At 67.1% G+C, this 18,424-nt stretch carries 19 protein-coding genes; 14 read left to right on the top strand and 5 right to left on the bottom strand.

Features of this window, described 5'->3' with window-relative positions; translation table 11 throughout:
• Window positions 1-12 precede the first annotated feature (12 nt).
• The 3 genes from mobA to WS89_RS13725 all read right to left on the bottom strand — a co-directional run bounded on the left by mobA (window position 13) and on the right by WS89_RS13725 (window position 5,028).
• Window positions 13-636 carry a molybdenum cofactor guanylyltransferase MobA gene (gene mobA, locus WS89_RS13735; protein WP_059501607.1) on the bottom strand — a complete coding sequence of 208 codons (624 nt, stop codon included), beginning with the start codon at window positions 634-636 and terminating at the stop codon, window positions 13-15.
• 28 nt (window positions 637-664) lie between these two features.
• Window positions 665-1,777, bottom strand: coding sequence for a GTP 3',8-cyclase MoaA (gene moaA / locus WS89_RS13730; RefSeq protein WP_059791486.1), 1,113 nt, complete (start codon window positions 1,775-1,777; stop codon window positions 665-667).
• A gap of 131 nt (window positions 1,778-1,908) precedes the next feature.
• Window positions 1,909-5,028 carry an Rne/Rng family ribonuclease gene (locus WS89_RS13725; RefSeq protein WP_059791483.1) on the bottom strand — a complete coding sequence of 1,040 codons (3,120 nt, stop codon included), beginning with the start codon at window positions 5,026-5,028 and terminating at the stop codon, window positions 1,909-1,911.
• Window positions 5,029-5,748: 720 nt separating this feature from the next.
• Between WS89_RS13725 and WS89_RS13720 the strand changes: the two genes are divergently transcribed.
• The 4 genes from WS89_RS13720 to WS89_RS13705 are packed head-to-tail and all read left to right on the top strand — an operon-like array spanning window position 5,749 to window position 8,821.
• The gene (locus WS89_RS13720) at window positions 5,749-6,753 is read left to right on the top strand and encodes an RluA family pseudouridine synthase (RefSeq protein WP_059791480.1); all 1,005 of its coding nucleotides are present in this window, start codon (window positions 5,749-5,751) and stop codon (window positions 6,751-6,753) included.
• A gap of 5 nt (window positions 6,754-6,758) precedes the next feature.
• Window positions 6,759-7,418 (top strand): HAD-IA family hydrolase, encoded by a 660-nt coding sequence (locus tag WS89_RS13715; protein ID WP_034206764.1) that lies wholly within the window; start codon window positions 6,759-6,761, stop codon window positions 7,416-7,418.
• The gene (locus WS89_RS13710) at window positions 7,415-7,816 is read left to right on the top strand and encodes a Rieske (2Fe-2S) protein (protein WP_059501717.1); all 402 of its coding nucleotides are present in this window, start codon (window positions 7,415-7,417) and stop codon (window positions 7,814-7,816) included. The genes WS89_RS13715 and WS89_RS13710 overlap by 4 nt, the downstream gene beginning before the upstream one ends.
• Window positions 7,817-7,828: 12 nt before the next feature.
• Window positions 7,829-8,821: a S49 family peptidase gene (locus tag WS89_RS13705; protein WP_059501600.1), complete on the top strand. Its 993-nt coding sequence runs from the start codon at window positions 7,829-7,831 to the stop codon at window positions 8,819-8,821.
• A 69-nt stretch (window positions 8,822-8,890) separates the two neighbouring features.
• Here the strand turns inward: WS89_RS13705 and WS89_RS13700 are convergent, their stop codons facing one another.
• Entirely contained in the window at window positions 8,891-9,613 is a 723-nt protein-coding gene (locus tag WS89_RS13700; RefSeq protein WP_059501598.1) for an SAM-dependent methyltransferase, read from the bottom strand.
• Window positions 9,610-10,242, bottom strand: a complete 633-nt coding sequence (locus tag WS89_RS13695; protein WP_059791478.1) for a Maf-like protein — start codon at window positions 10,240-10,242, stop codon at window positions 9,610-9,612. The genes WS89_RS13700 and WS89_RS13695 overlap by 4 nt, the downstream gene beginning before the upstream one ends.
• Window positions 10,243-10,473: 231 nt before the next feature.
• Between WS89_RS13695 and WS89_RS13690 the strand changes: the two genes are divergently transcribed.
• The 10 genes from WS89_RS13690 (at window position 10,474) to rpoE (ending at window position 18,365) form a co-directional block, all read left to right on the top strand.
• A complete protein-coding gene (locus tag WS89_RS13690; RefSeq protein WP_034206769.1) occupies window positions 10,474-11,109 on the top strand; it encodes a YceD family protein in 636 nt (211 codons plus the stop codon).
• 97 nt (window positions 11,110-11,206) lie between these two features.
• A complete protein-coding gene (rpmF, locus tag WS89_RS13685; protein ID WP_006051932.1) occupies window positions 11,207-11,386 on the top strand; it encodes a 50S ribosomal protein L32 in 180 nt (59 codons plus the stop codon).
• Window positions 11,387-11,515: 129 nt separating this feature from the next.
• Window positions 11,516-12,622, top strand: coding sequence for a phosphate acyltransferase PlsX (gene plsX / locus WS89_RS13680; protein ID WP_059791476.1), 1,107 nt, complete (start codon window positions 11,516-11,518; stop codon window positions 12,620-12,622).
• Window positions 12,623-13,612, top strand: coding sequence for a beta-ketoacyl-ACP synthase III (locus WS89_RS13675; RefSeq protein WP_059501594.1), 990 nt, complete (start codon window positions 12,623-12,625; stop codon window positions 13,610-13,612). It begins immediately after the preceding gene.
• Window positions 13,613-13,698: 86 nt separating this feature from the next.
• Window positions 13,699-14,631, top strand: coding sequence for an ACP S-malonyltransferase (gene fabD, locus WS89_RS13670; RefSeq protein ID WP_059791474.1), 933 nt, complete (start codon window positions 13,699-13,701; stop codon window positions 14,629-14,631).
• Between the two features lie 36 nt (window positions 14,632-14,667).
• Window positions 14,668-15,417 (top strand): 3-oxoacyl-ACP reductase FabG, encoded by a 750-nt coding sequence (gene fabG / locus WS89_RS13665; protein ID WP_034206773.1) that lies wholly within the window; start codon window positions 14,668-14,670, stop codon window positions 15,415-15,417.
• A gap of 144 nt (window positions 15,418-15,561) precedes the next feature.
• Window positions 15,562-15,801: an acyl carrier protein gene (gene acpP / locus WS89_RS13660; protein ID WP_004197638.1), complete on the top strand. Its 240-nt coding sequence runs from the start codon at window positions 15,562-15,564 to the stop codon at window positions 15,799-15,801.
• 164 nt (window positions 15,802-15,965) lie between these two features.
• Window positions 15,966-17,198 (top strand): beta-ketoacyl-ACP synthase II, encoded by a 1,233-nt coding sequence (fabF, locus tag WS89_RS13655; RefSeq protein ID WP_059501592.1) that lies wholly within the window; start codon window positions 15,966-15,968, stop codon window positions 17,196-17,198.
• An 11-nt stretch (window positions 17,199-17,209) separates the two neighbouring features.
• The gene (locus WS89_RS13650; RefSeq protein ID WP_059791472.1) at window positions 17,210-17,674 is read left to right on the top strand and encodes a protein YgfX; all 465 of its coding nucleotides are present in this window, start codon (window positions 17,210-17,212) and stop codon (window positions 17,672-17,674) included.
• Window positions 17,675-17,765: 91 nt separating this feature from the next.
• Window positions 17,766-18,365, top strand: coding sequence for an RNA polymerase sigma factor RpoE (gene rpoE, locus WS89_RS13645; RefSeq protein ID WP_006490873.1), 600 nt, complete (start codon window positions 17,766-17,768; stop codon window positions 18,363-18,365).
• The last annotated feature ends 59 nt before the right edge of the window (window positions 18,366-18,424 follow it).

Genomic DNA, 18,424 nt, shown 5'->3' with positions numbered 1-18,424 from the left:
CGGCGCGAGCCGTCAGCGGCGGGCTAGCGCGGCGAGTTCCTGCCAGGAGTTGGCATTGTAAAACGCACGCTCGTCGCGAAACTCGACTTCGACCGTCTTGTGGCGTGCGTACCACGCACGCACCTTGCGGTCGCCGGCCGCGAGCCGGGCGGCCAGGTCGTCGGCCAGCGACGTGCGCAGCAGCGCGAACGTCGGCTGCGGCGAGCGCATCTGCTGCGCGTCGACGGTAACCGCCATCGCGATGTCGGCCTGCTGCGCGTCGAGAGCCGCATGCAGCCGCGCGACGAGGTCGGCGGGCAGATAGGGCGTATCGCATGGCGAGCACGCGAGCAGCGGCGCGCGCGCCGCGCGCATGCCGGCAAGCAGGCCCGCGAGCGGCCCGGGGAAGTCGGAGGTTTCGTCGGCGACGATGCGCGCGTCGAACGGTGCACCGAGTTCGGCATAGCGATCGGCATGGCGATTCGCGCTGATCAGCGTCTCGTCGACCTGCGGCGACAGCCGGCGCAGCACGTGCAGCGCGAGCGGCGTACCGTCGAGCAGTTGCAGGCCCTTGTCGACGCCGTCCATGCGGGTCGCGCGCCCGCCTGCGAGCAGCAGGCCGGCGATCGACGGAGAGGCGGACGCGGGAGCGGACATCGGGCGCGGGCGGAAAGAGCGGCGTGCGTCAGCCGCCGATATACGACATTTCGACGCGCTTGCCGGCGCCTTCGGGCGCGGCGTCTGACGAGGCGCTGCCGCGCAGCTGCGAATAGCGGTCGGTGCGCGCCTGCCAGATGCGGGCGATCGCGGTCGCGATCTCGGCATCGCTTGCGCCGCCGCGCACGAGCGCACGCAGGTCGTGGCCGGTCGACGCGAACAGGCACAGGTACAACTTGCCTTCGGTCGACAGTCGCGCGCGCGTGCAGTCGCCGCAGAAGGCCTGCGTGACGCTCGAGATCACGCCGATCTCGCCGCTGCCGTCCGCATAGCCCCAGCGCTGCGCGGTTTCGGCCGCCGTGTGCGGCTCGAGCGGCACGAGCGGGAAGTGTTCGGCGATACGCGCGACGACGTCCGCCGACGGCAGCACTTCGGTCATGTTCCAGCCGTTCGACGTGCCGACGTCCATGTATTCGATAAAACGCAGGATCACGCCGGTGCCGCGGAACCGCTCGGCCATCGGCAGGATCTCGCCGTCGTTGGTGCCGCGCTTCACGACCATGTTGACCTTGACCGGCGCGAGGCCCGCGGCCTGCGCGGCGAAGATGCCGTCGAGCACGTCGGCGCTGGCGAACTCGGCATCGTTCATGCGCTTGAACAGCGTATCGTCGAGCGCATCGAGGCTGACCGTGACGCGCGTGAGCCCGGCGTCCTTCAGCGCGCGCGCCTTGCGGGCGAGCAGCGAGCCGTTGGTCGTCAGCGTCAGGTCGAGCGGGCGGCCGGCGTGCGTCGTCAGACGCGCGAGCCGCTCGATCAGGAATTCGAGGTTCTTGCGCAGCAGCGGCTCGCCGCCCGTGATGCGGATCTTCTCGACACCGTGTGCGACGAAGAGCCGCGCCACGCGCTCGATTTCCTCGTGCGTGAGCAGCGCGCTGTGCGGCAGGAACGGGTAGTCCTTGTCGAAGACCGCGCGCGGCATGCAGTACACGCAGCGGAAATTGCAGCGATCCGTCACCGAAATGCGCAGGTCGCGCAGCGGCCTGGCGAACGTGTCGGCCAGCGTGCCGTCGGGGGCATGCGCGACGCCGGAGACGTCCGGCATCCCGCTGACGTTGGCGAGAGGAATGATGCGTCGGGACATGTTGGAAGAAGTGCGGACCAGACTGCTATTTTAGCCGCAACCGGCCGGCGGGTCCGGTGGGCGGAAACCCGCAGCGCGGACATGAAAAAGCCCGCCGGAGGCGGGCTTTTCCTGGTCGTGCGATGCGCCGTTCAGTGGTGCGTCGTTTCGACCTGCTGCATCGGGGCCGTATCGACCGGCGGCAGCACCTTGCGCTCGCGCGGCACGCGGGCCGGGCGCGGGAGTCGCGACGCGGCTTCCTGCGCGGCCGCGAACTTGTCGGCGTCCGTGTTCACCCAGACGAGACCGGCCTGCTCCAGCACGGCATCCAGGCTCGCCGAAGCGGGCGCGGCTGCCGGTTGCGCGGGAGCGGCAGCCGGTGTCGGGGCGGGAGCCGGTGCCGGTGCAGCGATGGCCTCGGCCGGTGCTGCCTCGACCGGCGCCTCGACCGCCACCGGAGCGGCTTCGGTCGCGACGGCCGGTGCGGCTGCCTCGACGGGCGCGGCTTGCGGCGCTTCGACAGCGGCCGGTGCGGCTGCCGGCACTTCGAACGCATCGGTCGGCGACACCGCGACCGGCGCCGGGCCGGCTTCCGGGACCGCCGGTGCGACCGGTGCCAGTTCGGCTGCCTCGACGGCGACGACAGGCTCGGCCGGCGCGGCCGGTGCCGCTTCGGCTGCCGGTGCCGGCTGCGCTTCGACGGCGGCCGGAGCGGCATGCTGCTCGGCGACGGCTTCCGCGGCGACCGCACTTGCAACGGCCGCGGCGACTGCCGGTGCGGCCGTGTGGGCCGGCTCGGCTGCGACCGGTGCGTTCGGCGTCACGGCTTGCGCTGCGACTTCGCCTTCGGCGCCTTGCTCGGCCTGGTCGACTGCGCCATCTTCCTCGCGCTCGCGACGACCGCCGCGGCGGCCGCGACGGCGACGGCGGCGTTCTTCGCCGTCACGTGCGCCAGCTTCCGCATCGGCTGCCGGTTCCGCCCCGGGCAGGGCTTCTGCGACGGCCTTGTCGGTTTCCGGTTCCGGGTGGTTTTCGCCGCGGGTGACGGTTTCGAGCGTGGCCGCATGCTGGGTCGGCTTACGGCGTTCGCCGCGCTCGCGACGCTCGCCGCGTTCCTGTCGCTCGCCACGGCCGGCTGCTTCGACGCCTTCCGGCTGTTCGACACGCTCGCGCGGTTCGCGGTTTTCACGCGGTTCGCGCGGCTCACGGCCTTCGCGCGGCTCGCGACCTTCGCGCGGGCCACGGCCCTCGCGACCCTCGCGGTTTTCCCGGCCTTCGCGCAGTTCACGACCCTCGCGCGGCTCACGGCCTTCACGCGGTTCGCGTACTTCCTTGCCTTCGCGTTCCTGGCGTTGCGGCTGGCCACGGCCCGCCGCTGCCTGATCGCGGCCGCCCTGCGCCTGCTGGGCGCCGCCGCGACGGTTGCGATTGCGATCGCCGCCGCGCTGCTCGGTCTTTTCGGTGCGCTCGCGAGCCGGACGGGCTGCCTGCTCCTTCGCCGGTGCCGGCGCGACCGGTGCGGGTGCCGGTGCCGGCGACACGCCGAACAGCCCTTTCAGCCAGCCGATGAAGCCACCGCTTGCCGCGGCGACGGGCGCCGCCGGGGCCGCAACGGGCTCGACCGGACGCTGCGGGGCCGGGCTCGGCGCCGGACGCTCGGGCGTGATGCCCTTCACCGCGGCTTCCTGCTTCGGCTTCACTTCGGCCGCACGCTTGCTGTAGCCGGTTTCCGACTCGAGCTCGCGGGCCGCTTCCTCGGCCATCTTCCAGGACGCGCGCGGATCGTCGAGGCGCGCGTCGTCGTGACGCAGGCGCTCGAGCTTGTAGTGCGGCGTATCGAGGTGCTTGTTCGGAATCAGCACGATGCCGACCTTGAAGCGCGACTCGATCTTGTTGATTTCCTGACGCTTTTCGTTCAGCAGGAAGGCAGTCACCTCGACCGGCACCTGGCAGTGGATCGCCGCGGTGTTTTCCTTCATCGCTTCTTCCTGAATGATCCGCAGGACCTGCAGCGCGGACGATTCGGTGTCGCGGATGTGGCCGGTGCCGTTGCAGCGCGGGCACGTGACGTGACTGCCTTCCGACAGCGCCGGACGCAGACGCTGGCGCGACAGTTCCATCAGGCCGAAGCGGGAGATCTTGCCCATCTGGACGCGCGCGCGGTCGTGCTTGAGCGCGTCCTTCAGGCGTTGCTCGACTTCACGCTGGCTCTTCGCCGATTCCATGTCGATGAAATCGATCACGATCAGGCCGCCGAGGTCGCGCAGGCGCAGCTGGCGGGCGACTTCGTCGGCCGCTTCGAGGTTCGTGCGGGTGGCCGTTTCCTCGATGTCCGCGCCCTTGGTCGCGCGCGCCGAGTTCACGTCGATCGCGACGAGCGCTTCGGTGTGGTCGATCACGATCGCGCCGCCGGACGGCAGCGGGACCGTGCGCGAGTACGCGGTTTCGATCTGGTGCTCGATCTGGAAGCGGGAGAACAGCGGCACGTCGTCGTGGTAGCGCTTCACTTTCGCGACGTTGTCCGGCATCACGATGTCCATGAATGCCCGGGCCTGATCGTGGATTTCATTCGTATCGATCAGGATTTCGCCGATATCCGGCTGGAAATAGTCGCGGATCGCGCGGATCACGAGGCTCGATTCCAGATAGATCAGCATCGGCTGGCCGGCGTTGCCGCTTTGCGACGCGGCCTCGATCGCGCGCCACAGTTGCAGCAGGTAGTTCAGGTCCCACTGCAGTTCCTCGGCACTGCGGCCGATGCCCGCGGTACGGGCGATCATGCTCATGCCGTCCGGAATCTGCAGTTGCGCCATCGTTTCGCGCAGTTCCTGGCGCTCGTCGCCTTCGATCCGGCGCGACACGCCACCGCCGCGCGGGTTGTTCGGCATCAGGACGAGGTAACGGCCGGCGAGCGAGATGAAGGTGGTGAGGGCGGCGCCCTTGTTGCCACGCTCTTCCTTCTCGACCTGGACGATCAGTTCCTGGCCTTCGCGCAGGGCATCCTGAATGCGCGCGGAGCGCATGTCGATGCCGTCCTTGAAGTACTGGCGGGCGACTTCCTTGAACGGCAGGAAGCCGTGGCGGTCTTCGCCGTAGTTGACGAAGCACGCTTCGAGCGACGGCTCGATACGGGTGATGACACCTTTGTAGATATTGCCTTTGCGCTGTTCGCGCCCGGCGGTTTCGATGTCGATGTCGATGAGCTTTTGCCCATCGACGATGGCGACGCGCAGCTCCTCCTGCTGCGTCGCATTGAACAGCATGCGTTTCATGAACGGCTCCAGGCGGCTCCGCTGCCGGCGCCTCGCGGTTGTCAGGCGCGAGGGCGGGAACGACGGCAGGCCGCACCTTGTTGTGTTGTCACGAGCACGCTGGAGCGGGAACGCTGGCGGGGAGAATTGCCTGAAGAGGCGCTTGGGCCCGAAAGACGGGGCCGGCGGCCATAGGGCACCTGCGAATACGGCTTCAAAGCACGGCGTTCACACACCGCACGCTGCAAAAGCGCGCTAAGCCTGTCCGGGCATTGCCACGGGCGCGCACAATGCGTCGCGCGCGCCGACGGGCGGCAGATGCTGCGGCTTTGGCCGCAGCGGGGAGTATCGAATCCAGCCCGACTTTCCCGCTTGGGGTGTACTTCCCTGGTTTGACGTCGCCAAGCCCCGCACGCTTCGCGGGGCCAAATCGGGCGCAACGCCGTAATTTTCGCAACCGGCAGCCTGCGGACGTACTTCGCGCCGCCGGGCTGCCGATCAAATTCTTTTCAACCAACTTTCCGTTACCGCGGCGCCTTGCCGACCGAATCCGCCTGTGGGCGCGATCCTTGCCGACGGGCGGCGCCGTGCGTGCAACTTGCTGCTTCTCTTTGATTAGGGGCGAGCAGCGGACCCCCGGCGCAAGTAAAATAGCAGTTTGCGCTTGCGCCTTGCCCAATTCAGCCGGGGCCGGCCGATCAGGCCACCCACAACGTCAGGCTGGGCAAAATTATATTCAGTATGAATGAGTTAGGCAAAATATCCCAGAATTCGGTCGCAAGCGGCCAGGTATCGACGATCGAGATCGACGAAAACTCGGCCGGTCAGCGGATCGACAATTTCCTGTTGCGCGTCTGTAAAGGCGTGCCGAAAAGCCATATTTACCGGATCCTGCGCAGCGGCGAAGTGCGCGTCAACAAGGGCCGGATCGACGCGCAGTACCGCCTGGCGCTCGGCGACCTCGTCCGCGTGCCGCCGGTGCGCGTGGCCGCGGCCGATCTCGCGCGCGCCGACACGCCCGTCGTGCCGCCCGCGAATTTCGACGTGCTGTACGAGGACGACGCGATGCTCGTCATCGACAAACCGGCCGGCGTCGCGGTCCACGGCGGCAGCGGCGTCGCGTTCGGCGTGATCGAGCAGATGCGTCAGGCGCGCCCGCGTGCGAAATTCCTCGAACTGGTGCACCGGCTCGACCGCGAGACGTCCGGGATCCTGATGCTCGCGAAGAAGCGCACGGCGCTCGTGGGCCTGCACGAGCAGATCCGCGAGAACCGGATGGACAAGCGCTACTTCGCGTGCGCGCACGGCGAATGGCAGCCCGACTGGGGCCGGCGCCGCGCAGTGAAGGTGCCGCTGTTCAAGTATTCGACCCCGGAAGGGGAGCGCCGCGTGCGCGTGCAGGACGACGGGCTGCCGTCGCATACGGTGTTCAACCTCGTCGACCGCTGGTCCGACTATGTGCTCGTCGAAGCGGAACTCAAAACGGGTCGGACCCATCAGATCCGGGTGCACCTCGCGCATCTCGGCCTGCCGATCGCCGGCGACGCCAAGTATGGCGATTTCGCACTGAACAAGGCGCTGGCGCGCGCGAATGCGCAGCCGTCGTTGAAACGGATGTTCCTGCATGCGCACCGGCTGCGGCTTGCTCATCCGCTGACCGGCGAGGCGCTGCAGTTCGACGCGCCGCTGCCGGCCGAATGCCGGCGCTTTCTCGACCAACTCAGCGCATTGCGCGATACCGCCTGAACCGCATGGCCCGACAGCAATTTGACCTGATCGTCTTCGACTGGGACGGTACGCTGATGGATTCGACTGCGCACATCGCGCACAGCATCCAGGCCGCGTGCCGCGATCTCGGCCTGCCCACGCCGTCCGACGAGGCTTCCCGCTACGTGATCGGCCTTGGCCTGCGCGATGCGCTGCGGATCGCGGCTCCGACCCTCGATCCGTCCGACTACGCGCGGCTGGCCGAGCGCTACCGCTACCACTATCTGCTCGACGACCAGCGCATCGAGCTGTTCGCCGGCGTGCGCGAGCTGCTCGCCGAACTGCGCGACACGGGCTATCTGCTCGCCGTCGCGACCGGCAAGGGGCGGGTAGGGCTGAACCGCGTGCTCGACCAGTCGAAGCTGACGAGCTGGTTCGACGCGACGCGCTGCGCCGACGAGACGTTCTCGAAACCGCATCCGGCGATGCTGCACGAGTTGTCGCGGGAATTGGGGCAGGACCTGTCGCGCACCGTGATGATCGGCGACACCACGCACGACCTGCAAATGGCCGCCAGCGCCGGCGCGGCAGGCGTCGGGGTGTCGTACGGCGCGCACACGGCCGACGCGCTGGCGGCGCTCGCGCCGCGCTTCGTCGCGCCGGACGTCGGCGCGCTGGCCGCATGGCTGCGGGAGCACGCATGAGCGCGGCGCCGGACGCCGTGCGCGTGTGCGCATCGGACGCGCTGATCGACGGCGGCGCCGGCGTGCGCGTCGACGCGACGCTGCGCGGCGAGCCGGCCGTCGTGTTCTTCGTGCGCTACGACGGCCGCGCCTACGGCTACCTGAACCGCTGCGCGCATGTGCCGATGGAGCTCGACTGGGCCGAAGGGCAGTTCTTCGAGTCGTCGGGCCTCTATCTGATGTGCGCGACGCACGGCGCGATCTATGCGCCGGATACCGGCAAGTGCGTCGGCGGCCCGTGCCGCGGCGGCCGCCTGCGGCCGGTCGAGGTCGACGAGCGCGACACGCCCGACGGGCGTGCGGTATTCTGGGTGCCCGATGCCGATCTGCATCCTGCCACTCCCGCCACGACCGACTGACGACACCATTGCATGGCCGACCAACCGAATTCCCCGGATTCTTCCTCCCGTCCCGACGACCGTGAACCAGGCTGGGAGCGCGCGGCGCTCGAGCGGATCGCGCTCGCGGCCGTCAAGGAGCAGCGCGCGGCACGGCGCTGGAAGATCTTCTTCCGCTTCGCGTTTCTCGGCGTGTTCGTGCTGCTCGCGTTCGCGCTGATCGATTTCTCGAGCGATTCGAAGTTTTCGTCGAGCGGGCGGCATACGGCGCTCGTGACGATCGACGGCGAAATCGCGGCCGGCGTCAACGCGAACGCCGACGACATCAACACGGCGCTCGACGCCGCGTTCGACGACGACGGCACGGTCGGCGTCGTGCTGCGGATCAACAGCCCGGGCGGCAGCCCGGTGCAGGCCGGCATGGTCTACGACGAGATCCGGCGGTTGCGCGGCAAGTATCCGAGCAAGCCGCTGTACGTCGTCGTGACCGACATGTGCGCATCGGGCGGCTATTACATCGCGTCCGCGGCCGACAAGATCTTCGTCGACAAGGCGAGCATCGTCGGGTCGATCGGCGTGCTGATGGACGGGTTCGGCTTCACCGGGCTGATGGGCAAGCTCGGGGTCGAACGGCGCCTGCATACGTCGGGAGAAAACAAGGGCTTCTACGATCCGTTCTCGCCGGAAACGCCGAAGATGGATGCGCACGCGCAGGCGCTGCTCGATCAGGTGCATGCGCAGTTCATCAAGGCCGTGAAGGATGGCCGCGGCAAGCGGCTGCACGAGACGCCCGACATGTTCTCGGGCCTGTTCTGGACCGGCGAGAAGAGCGTCGAGCTCGGGCTCGCCGACGGCTACGGCACGACCGACACGGTCGCGCGCGACGTGCTGAAGGCGCCGGATCTGGTCGACTATACGGTGAAGGAAAGCCTGACGAATCGTGTCGCGCGCAAGTTCGGCGCGGCCGTCGGGGGCGCCGCGATGAAGGCGCTGACGGCCGGCGGCGCGTCGGTCAACCTGCGCTGACGGCCGCCGGCCGACGGCAGCAATCGGCGGGCCGCGATGGCCCGCCTTTCATTTTCATCGGTCGCGGCATCAGTTCGCGAGCAGCAGGAAGATCGCGGGGCGCTTGTGCAGATTCGGCGCGGGCGCCTTTTTCCAGTCCGCCACCGTGCGGCTCGCGATCGTCTCGGTCGCAAGGGTCAGATCGGCCGCCACGCAAATCTGCGTCGACGGCGCGCAGGTCGCGACCAGCGTGTCGAGCATCGCGTGATTGCGGTACGGCGTTTCGATGAAGATCTGCGTCTGGCGCGCCTTGCGCGACAGTTGCTCGAGTTCGCGCAGGCGCTTCGCGCGCGCGGCCGCATCGACCGGCAGGTAGCCGTTGAACGCGAAACTCTGGCCGTTCAGGCCCGACGCCATCAGTGCGAGCAGGATCGAACTCGGCCCGACGAGCGGCACGACCTTCACGCCGCGCTCGTGCGCGCGGCGCACCAGCAGCGCGCCGGGGTCGGCGACTGCCGGGCAGCCGGCCTCCGACACGAGGCCGGCGTCCGCGCCGGCCAGCACGGGCGCGAGCAGCCGGTCGACGGCACCTGCCGGCGTATTCACGTTCAGCTCGCTGATCTCGATTTCCTGGATCGGACGCGTCGTGCCGATCTTCTTCAGGAACGCGCGGGTCGTTTTCGCGTTTTCGCCGATGTAATAGCCGAGCGTGCCGGCGCGCGCCTGCACGGCCGCGGGCAGCACGGCGGCGAGCATCGATTCGTCGCCTTCGCCGAGCGTGTTGGGGACAAGATAAAGCGTGCCGGCGGTCATGCGCGGTCTCCTCGGGTGATGGCAAACAGCGGGTAGTCGGCGGCGCGCAGCATCCGCGTGAGGGCGATCAGCGGCAGGCCGACGAGCGCGGTCGGGTCGTCCGAGTCGATCGCGTCGAGCAGTGCGATGCCGAGCCCTTCGGATTTCGCGCTGCCGGCCACGTCGTACGGCGTTTCCGCGCGCAGGTAGGCGTCGAGTTCGGCTTCGGGCAGCGAACGGAAGCGCACGTGCGTGACGATGTCCTCGATCTGCGCGTCGTCCGTACGGCTGTCGTACAGGCAGAGCGCGCTGTGGAATTCGACTTCGCGGCCCTGCATCGACACGAGTTGCGCGAGCGCGCGCTCATGCGTGCCGGGCTTGCCGATCTGGCGCCCGTCGAAGGTCGCGACCTGGTCCGACCCGATCACGAGCACGCCGTCCGGCGCGTCGATCGTCGCGGCCACGGCGCGCGCCTTCGCGCCGGCGAGACGCAGCGCGGTCGCGGCCGGCGTTTCGCCGGCGAGCGGGGTTTCGTCGAGGTCGGGCGACACGACGTCGAACGGTACGCCGAGGCGCTCGAGGAGCGCGCGGCGGTAGCGGGAACTGGAGGCAAGAATCAGCCGCGGCGGGCGGCAAACGGTATCCGGCATGGTCGGTTGGATCGGTGAGTCGTCAGGTGTGGCGCGGCGTTGCGCGGACGCAAGCTTAAGTGATTGACCGCAAAAGGTAAAACAGGTATGCTTTCCCGCTTTTCGTCGGCAGGCTTTCGCTGTGGTGGCGCCTGCCGGGTCTTCGGAAGTAAAGTACGGCATCCCTCGATGAGCCGTACGCGAGCGGTGCCAAGCCGGATCCCGCAAGTCAGCCTGTAGGCAGGAGCGCACATGAACACTTCTTCTGGCAAACCTGCAGCGGCCCTCGATCCGCATGCGGTCGACCTGTTCGAGTTCGCCCGCAGCGGGCGGCAGGCGGCCGGGGCAGTGCGCCTCTCGCAACTGCCGCGCATGTTAAACGAAGTGCCGACGGACGCGCCGGATCGCGACACGGTCTTCACGTGGCAGGCGGAAGGGTTCACGCAGAAAGAGTTGCAGGACGACGGCGCCGACGGGCAGCAGCCGTATCTGCGCCTCGCGGTGCACGGCCATGCATGGCTCACGTGCCAGCGCTGCATGACGCCGTACGATCAGGCGTTCGACGTCGACATGACGTACCGGATCGTCGCGACCGAAGAAGAAGCCGAGGAATTTCCGCTCGACGACGATGAAGCCGATGTGATCGTGGGCTCACGCCAGTTCGATCTCGTCGACTTGATCGAAGAGGAATTGCTGCTTTCGTTGCCGCTCGTGCCCAAGCACGAGGTTTGCCCGGCAGTTCACGAAAGCCTCGTGTCGGGCGCGAGCGGTCCCGCGGAAGAGTCGGACGAGGAGTCCGACGAAGCCGGGGACGAAGGCAAACGGCCGAATCCGTTCGCAGCGCTGCAAGCGTTGAAGAAGGACGGTGACGGCACCAAGAAACACTGAGCAGTTGTGGCGCGGGAAGGCGTAGGGCTTTGGGCCAGGGTAGTTAAGCGCCGGATCGGGCTGTGTTAGAATCCGGAAAATTATTTAGGAGTTAGTCATGGCAGTCCAGCAAAACAAGAAGTCGCCGTCGAAGCGCGGCATGCATCGTTCGCACGATTTCCTGACGGCAGCGCCGCTGGCAGTCGAGCCGAGCACGGGTGAAGTGCACCTGCGTCACCACGTCAGCCCGAACGGCTACTATCGCGGCAAGAAAGTCGTCAAGACGAAGAACGACTAAGCGTCAAGTCACGCGTTGCGCGCTACGCTCGCCGTTCGCGTGACAACTGGTTCGCTTGACACTTTCCTGGCTCAACAAAAAGGCGGCATTCAACTGCCGCTTTTTTGTGCCTGAAATTCGTCGCATTCCATGACCGTAAAGCTCACAATCGATTGCATGGGAGGCGACCACGGCCCGTCCGTGACCGTTCCCGCGGCAGTCAAGTTCGTCCGCGCGCATCCCGATGCGCACCTGATGCTCGTCGGCATCGAAAGCGCGATTCGCGCTCAGTTGAAGAAGCTGAAAGCCCTCGACGATCCCGCGTTGACCATCGTGCCCGCCACCGAAGTCGTGGCGATGGACGACCCTGTCGAAGTGGCGCTGCGCAAGAAGAAGGATTCTTCGATGCGCGTCGCGCTCAACCACGTCAAGGAAGGCGCGGCGCAGGCCTGCATTTCCGCCGGCAATACCGGCGCGTTGATGGCCGTTTCCCGTTACGTACTCAAGACGCTGCCCGGCATCGAGCGGCCCGCGATCGCGTTCGCGCTGCCGAACCCGACCGGCTACACGATGATGCTGGACCTCGGCGCGAACGTCGACTGCGAACCGCAGCATCTGCTGCAGTTCGCGGAGATGGGGCACGCGTTGGTGGCCGCGCTCGAAGGCAAGGAGCGCCCGACGATCGGCCTGCTGAACATCGGCGAAGAGGTCATCAAGGGCAACGAGACGATCAAGCGCGCAGGCGAGCTGCTGCGCGCCAGCACGCTCAATTTCCGCGGCAACGTGGAAGGCAACGACATCTACAAGGGCACCGTCGACGTGATCGTCTGCGATGGCTTCGTCGGCAACGTCGCGCTGAAGACGTCGGAAGGGCTCGCGCAGATGCTGTCGGACATCATCCGCGAGGAGTTCGGCCGTTCGCTGATGTCGAAGCTGATGGCGCTACTCGCGCTGCCCGTGCTGATGCGTTTCAAGAAGCGCGTCGACCACCGCCAGTACAACGGCGCGGCGTTGCTGGGGCTGAAGAGCCTCGTGATCAAGAGCCACGGCTCGGCAGACGCCTACGCGTTTGAGTGGGCGATCAAACGCGGGTATGATGCCGTCAAAAACGGGGTGCTGGAGCGCCTCGCGCGCGCGATGGCGGATAATTCGGCGTCGCTCGGCGACGGCGAGCACGACGCGGGCGGCGCGGGCCATGCAAGCCCTGCCGCAGGCCATCACGCCGAACCTTCCGCTGCGCAATCCTCTAAAGTATAAATGGCCCAATCGACTCTCTATTCCCGCGTGCTCGGCACGGGCAGCTACCTGCCGCCCGACCGCGTCACGAACCAGCAGTTGACCGATCGTCTTGCGAAGGAAGGCATCGAGACGAGCGATGAATGGATCGTGGCGCGTACGGGCATCCATGCGCGCCATTTCGCCGCACCCGACGTCACGACGAGCGATCTCGCGCTCGAGGCATCGCGTCGTGCGATCGAAGCGGCCGGTGTCGATCCGCAGTCGATCGACCTGATCATCGTCGCGACTTCGACCCCCGATTTCGTGTTCCCGAGCACCGCGTGCCTGCTGCAGAACAAGCTCGGCATCAAGAACGGCGGCGCGGCATTCGACGTGCAGGCCGTGTGTTCGGGCTTCGCATACGCGATGGCGACGGCCGACAGCTTCATCCGCAGCGGCCAGCACCGTACGGCGCTCGTGGTCGGCGCGGAGACGTTCTCGCGCATTCTCGACTTCAAGGACCGCACGACCTGCGTGCTGTTCGGCGACGGCGCGGGCGCGGTGATCCTGTCCGCATCGGAAGAGCCGGGCGTGCTCGGCAGCGCGCTGCACGCGGACGGCAGCTACTCGAACATCCTGTGCACGCCGGGCAACGTCAATCGCGGCGTGATCGACGGCAGCGCGTTCCTGCACATGGACGGGCAGGCCGTGTTCAAGCTCGCGGTCAACGTGCTCGAAAAAGTCGCGATCGAAGCGCTCGCGAAGGCGAATCTCGCGCCCGAGCAAATCGACTGGCTGATTCCGCACCAGGCCAACATCCGCATCATGACCAGCACCTGCCGCAAGCTCGGCCTGCCGCAGGAGCGCATGGTCGTGACGGTCGACCAGCACGGCAACACGTCGGCCGCGTCGATCCCGCTGGCGCTCGACGTCGCGGTGCGCGACGGCCGCATCCAGCGCGGTCAGCACGTGCTGATCGAAGGCGTCGGCGGCGGCTTCACCTGGGGCGCGTCGGTCTTCCGCTTCTGATCCGCGGCGCGCGACAAGCCGCGCGCGGATCTCCAACCGGCGCGCCGCTCGCGCGCGCCGTTCGAATCGATTCAATTGGGGACGATATGAAATTCGCATTCGTTTTTCCGGGGCAGGGCTCGCAGGCGATCGGCATGCTCAACGCATTCGCCGATCTGGCCGTCGTGCGCGAGACGCTCCAGGAAGCGTCCGACGCGCTCGATCAGGATCTCGGCAAGCTGATCGCCGAAGGTCCGGCCGAAGAGCTGAACCTGACCACCAACACGCAGCCCGTGATGCTGACCGCAGCGTACGCGTGCTACCGCGCGTGGCAGCAGGCAGGCGGCCCGGCGCCGTCGATCGTTGCTGGCCACAGCCTCGGTGAATACACGGCGCTCGTCGCGGCCGGCGCGATCGCGTTCAAGGACGCGGTGCCGCTCGTGCGCTTTCGCGCGCAGGCGATGCAGACGGCCGTGCCGGTCGGCCAGGGCGGCATGGCCGCGATCCTGGGCCTCGACGACGACGCGGTGCGTGCGGTATGCGCCGAAGCCGCGGAAGCGGGCGTCGTCGAAGCGGTGAACTTCAATGCGCCCGCGCAGGTCGTGATCGCAGGCAGCAAGGCCGCGGTCGAAAAGGCATGCGAAATCGCGAAGGCGAAGGGCGCGAAGCGCGCGCTGCCGCTGCCGGTGTCGGCGCCGTTCCATTCGTCGCTGCTCAAGCCGGCGTCGGATCAGTTGCGCGACTATCTCGCGAACGTCGACGTGAAGGCGCCGCAGATTCCGGTCGTCAACAACATCGACGTCGCGGTGACGAGCGATCCGGCTGCGATCAAGGATGCGCTGGTGCGCCAGGCCGCGGGCCCGGTGCGCTGGGTCGAGTGCGTGCGGCACATCGCGGGCACGGGCATCACGCACGTGATCGAATGCGGTCCGGGCAAGGTGCTCGCCGGCCTGACGAAGCGCATCGACGGCAATCTGACGGGGGCGTCGGTGTTCGATCCGGCTTCGCTCGACGAAGCGCTCAAGCTGGTGACCGCCTGACGCGGCGCCTTTTCCCAAGCAACGGATATTCGATCCATGGACAAGACTCTCGATAAACAGGTTGCGATCGTGACCGGCGCGTCGCGCGGCATCGGCCGTTCGATCGCGCTCGAACTCGCGCGTCTGGGCGCGACGGTGATCGGCACGGCGACGAGCGAATCGGGCGCCGCCGCGATCACCGCGGCGTTCGCGGAAGCAGGTGTCGCGGGCCGCGGCGCGGTGCTGAACGTCAACGACGCGGCGGCTGCCGAAGCGCTGATCGACGCGACCGTGAAGGAATTCGGTGCGCTGAACGTGCTCGTCAACAACGCGGGCATCACGCAGGACCAGCTCGCGATGCGGATGAAGGACGAGGACTGGGATGCGGTGATCGACACCAACCTGAAGTCGGTGTTCCGTCTGTCGCGTGCGGTGCTGCGCCCGATGATGAAGGCGCGCGGCGGTCGTATCATCAACATCACGTCGGTGGTCGGCTCGGCCGGCAATCCGGGTCAGGTCAACTATGCGGCCGCGAAGGCCGGCGTCGCGGGCATGACGCGCGCACTCGCGCGCGAAATCGGCAGCCGCGGCATCACCGTGAACTGCGTGGCGCCGGGCTTCATCGACACCGACATGACGAAGACGCTGCCGGAAGAACAGCAGGCCGCGCTCAAGACCCAGATTCCGCTCGGCCGCCTCGGCAGCCCGGAGGACATCGCCCATGCCGTCGCGTTCCTCGCATCGCCGCAGGCCGGTTACATCACCGGCACGACGCTGCACGTGAACGGCGGCATGTACATGTCGTAACGGTTTTCGTTTACCATCCGCGCCGTATCCCGTTTTTCAGGCGGATCGGCGCTTGATCGACCATCAAGCCAACGCGCGTTTTGGCGTCAGCAAACCTGATAAAATGCGCGCACTTGTAAATCTGAACTTTCCCTCGGAGGGGTAATGGACAACATCGAACAACGTGTCAAGAAGATCGTCGCTGAACAACTGGGCGTCGCCGAAGCCGAGATCAAGAACGAAGCTTCGTTCGTGAACGACCTGGGCGCCGACTCGCTCGACACGGTCGAACTGGTGATGGCGCTCGAAGACGAGTTCGGCATGGAAATCCCGGACGAAGAAGCAGAGAAGATCACGACCGTTCAGCAAGCGATCGACTACGCTCGCGCAAACGTCAAGGCGTAAGCGCCTTTCGCGCTTGTCCGCCACGTCGCCGCGATCTTCGCGATTGACGCGCCATCCTGCCGGCTTCGCGCCGGACGGACTAACAGCCACAGGGCTCGCAGGGCTGATTCCTGTGGCCACTGTGGCTTTTGTTTTTGTCATCCAATAATGGAAAAGAGGTTACCGTGAGCCGCCGTCGTGTTGTCGTTACAGGCCTGGGGCTGATTTCGCCTGTTGGCAATAATGTTGCCGACGGCTGGGCCAATCTCGTCGCCGGCAAGTCCGGTATCGCCACCGTCACGAAGTTCGATGCGTCGAACCTCGCGTGCCATTTCGCGGGCGAAGTGAAGGGTTTCAGCGCCGAGGAATACATCCCGGCGAAGGAAGCCCGGAACATGGATACGTTCATCCATTACGGCATCGCCGCCGGCGTCCAGGCCATCCGCGACAGCGGGCTGGAAGTGACCGAAGCCAATGCGGAACGCATCGGTGTGCTGGTCGGTTCCGGCATCGGCGGCCTGCCGATGATCGAAGACACGCACCAGACCTACGTCGATCGCGGCGCGCGCCGCATTTCGCCGTTCTTCGTGCCGGGTTCGATCATCAACATGATCTCCGGTCACCTGAGCATCATGTTCGGCCTGAAGGGCCCGAACCTCGCGGCCGTGACGGCCTGCACGACCGGCCTGCACAGCATCGGCCTCGCCGCGCGCCTGATCCAGGCCGGCGACGCCGACGTGATGGTCGCGGGCGGCGCCGAATCGACGGTGTCGCCGCTCGGCATCGGCGGTTTCGCGGCAGCGCGCGCGCTGTCGACCCGCAACGACGATCCGGCTACCGCGTCGCGTCCGTGGGACAAGGACCGCGACGGCTTCGTGCTGGGCGAGGGCTCGGGCGTGATGGTGCTCGAAGAGTACGAGGCGGCGAAGGCGCGCGGCGCGAAGATCTACGCGGAAGTCGCGGGCTTCGGCATGACGGGCGACGCGTACCACATGACCGCGCCGAACATGGACGGCCCGCGCCGCTGCATGGTCGCGGCGCTGCGCGACGCCGGCATGAACCCGGACGAGGTCCAGTACCTGAACGCGCATGGCACGTCGACGCCGCTGGGCGACAAGAACGAGTCCGACGCGGTGAAGGCGGCCTTCGGCGAGCACGCGTACAAGATGGTGGTCAACTCGACGAAGTCGATGACGGGCCACCTGCTGGGTGGCGCGGGCGGCCTCGAATCGGTGTTCACGGTGCTGGCGCTGCACAACAACGTGTCGCCGCCGACCATTAACATTTTCAACCAGGACCCCGAGTGCGATCTCGATTACTGCGCGAACACCGCGCGTGACATGAAGATCGACGTGGCCGTGAAGAACAACTTCGGCTTCGGCGGTACCAACGGCACGCTGGTGTTCAAGCGCGTCTGACGTCGAATCGCTTGACGAGTCCATTCGATGCTCCGGCCGGGCGTCCGCAGCGCTTTGCGCTGCGGGCCTCGGCCGTGTCGTATCTCGTGCTGGCCGCGTTCGTCGCGTCGGCTGCCGCGTCGGCGTACCTGTTCTGGGCGCCGCGCGCGGGCGTTGCCGCCGGCGCGGGCGTGTCGGCCGCGACGGCGGCCCTGCTGGCCGTATGGGCGGTGCGGGCCTGCGCCCGCCGGCTGCCGGCCGAGCTGCGGATCGATGCCTTCGGGGAGATTGCGGCGTTTGGCCGCACCGGGCAGTTGTTGGCCCGCGGCCGCGTGACGGGCCACGCGCACTGGAGCAGCCTGCTGCTGGTGCTGTCGGTCGGGCAGGGTGCCCGGCGGGCCCGGCCGCTGCTGATTCCGGCCGACGCGCTCGACGCCGCATCGTTCAGCGCGCTGTCGGTGCTGGCGAGGACGGCCGGGGCGGCGGGGCGGGCATGACGGCGGCGCGGTTACCGGCCGTAACCAGCGCCCGGCGCCGGAACGCTACAATAACGCTCCGCGTTGCATCCCTAGTTAACGGATTTGTCAGGTGAGTGAAAAAGAAATCGATCAGGCTCTGGTCGAGCGCGTACAGAAGGGCGACAAGGCGGCGTTCGAACTCCTGGTCTCCAAATACCACCGCAAGATCATTCGGCTGATCTCGCGCCTCGTGCGGGATCCCGCCGAGGTCGAGGATGTGGCCCAGGACGCGTTCATCAAGGCGTATCGTGCGTTGCCGCAATTCCGCGGCGAATCGGCGTTCTATACGTGGTTGTACCGAATTGCCGTCAACACGGCGAAGAACTACCTTGCGACGCAAGGCCGCCGGGCGCCGACCTCGACCGAGGCCGATGCGGAGGAAGCGGAAACTTTCTCCGACGCAGACCAACTAAGGGATATCAACACGCCTGAGTCGATGTTGATGAGCAAGCAGATTGCCGAGACGGTCAACGCTGCAATGGCTCTGCTGCCCGAAGAACTGCGCCAGGCAATCACGCTGCGCGAGATCGAGGGCCTGAGCTACGAAGAGATCGCGGAAATGATGGGCTGTCCGATCGGGACGGTCCGATCGCGGATCTTCCGCGCGCGCGAAGCAATCGCTGCCAAATTGCGTCCGCTGCTCGATACGCCCGAAGGCAAGCGCTGGTAAGCGCGACGGGCGGAACGACGCGGGTCGGGGTCTAGTAACGGATAGAGTCGTGAAGTCAC

This window comes from Burkholderia sp. MSMB1072, assembly GCF_001524725.1.
Classification (GTDB): Bacteria; Pseudomonadota; Gammaproteobacteria; order Burkholderiales; family Burkholderiaceae; genus Burkholderia.
The sequence above is the reverse complement of the archived record's forward strand: the minus strand, read 5'-3'. Positions and strand labels throughout refer to the sequence as shown.

Excerpts from the sequence above, each read along its gene's own strand:
- WS89_RS13700 (WP_059501598.1), bottom strand. The coding sequence starts at position 9,613 with ATGACCGCCGGCACGCTTTATCTTGTCCCCAACACGCTCGGCGAAGGC.
- fabG (WP_034206773.1), top strand. The coding sequence starts at position 14,668 with ATGGACAAGACTCTCGATAAACAGGTTGCGATCGTGACCGGCGCGTCG.
- WS89_RS13675 (WP_059501594.1), top strand. The coding sequence starts at position 12,623 with ATGGCCCAATCGACTCTCTATTCCCGCGTGCTCGGCACGGGCAGCTAC.
- plsX (WP_059791476.1), top strand. The coding sequence starts at position 11,516 with ATGACCGTAAAGCTCACAATCGATTGCATGGGAGGCGACCACGGCCCG.
- WS89_RS13695 (WP_059791478.1), bottom strand. The coding sequence starts at position 10,242 with ATGCCGGATACCGTTTGCCGCCCGCCGCGGCTGATTCTTGCCTCCAGT.
- WS89_RS13690 (WP_034206769.1), top strand. The coding sequence starts at position 10,474 with ATGAACACTTCTTCTGGCAAACCTGCAGCGGCCCTCGATCCGCATGCG.
- WS89_RS13705 (WP_059501600.1), top strand. The coding sequence starts at position 7,829 with ATGGCCGACCAACCGAATTCCCCGGATTCTTCCTCCCGTCCCGACGAC.
- mobA (WP_059501607.1), bottom strand. The coding sequence starts at position 636 with ATGTCCGCTCCCGCGTCCGCCTCTCCGTCGATCGCCGGCCTGCTGCTC.
- fabD (WP_059791474.1), top strand. The coding sequence starts at position 13,699 with ATGAAATTCGCATTCGTTTTTCCGGGGCAGGGCTCGCAGGCGATCGGC.
- WS89_RS13725 (WP_059791483.1), bottom strand. The coding sequence starts at position 5,028 with ATGAAACGCATGCTGTTCAATGCGACGCAGCAGGAGGAGCTGCGCGTC.
- moaA (WP_059791486.1), bottom strand. The coding sequence starts at position 1,777 with ATGTCCCGACGCATCATTCCTCTCGCCAACGTCAGCGGGATGCCGGAC.
- acpP (WP_004197638.1), top strand. The coding sequence starts at position 15,562 with ATGGACAACATCGAACAACGTGTCAAGAAGATCGTCGCTGAACAACTG.
- WS89_RS13720 (WP_059791480.1), top strand. The coding sequence starts at position 5,749 with ATGAATGAGTTAGGCAAAATATCCCAGAATTCGGTCGCAAGCGGCCAG.
- WS89_RS13715 (WP_034206764.1), top strand. The coding sequence starts at position 6,759 with ATGGCCCGACAGCAATTTGACCTGATCGTCTTCGACTGGGACGGTACG.
- rpmF (WP_006051932.1), top strand. The coding sequence starts at position 11,207 with ATGGCAGTCCAGCAAAACAAGAAGTCGCCGTCGAAGCGCGGCATGCAT.
- WS89_RS13710 (WP_059501717.1), top strand. The coding sequence starts at position 7,415 with ATGAGCGCGGCGCCGGACGCCGTGCGCGTGTGCGCATCGGACGCGCTG.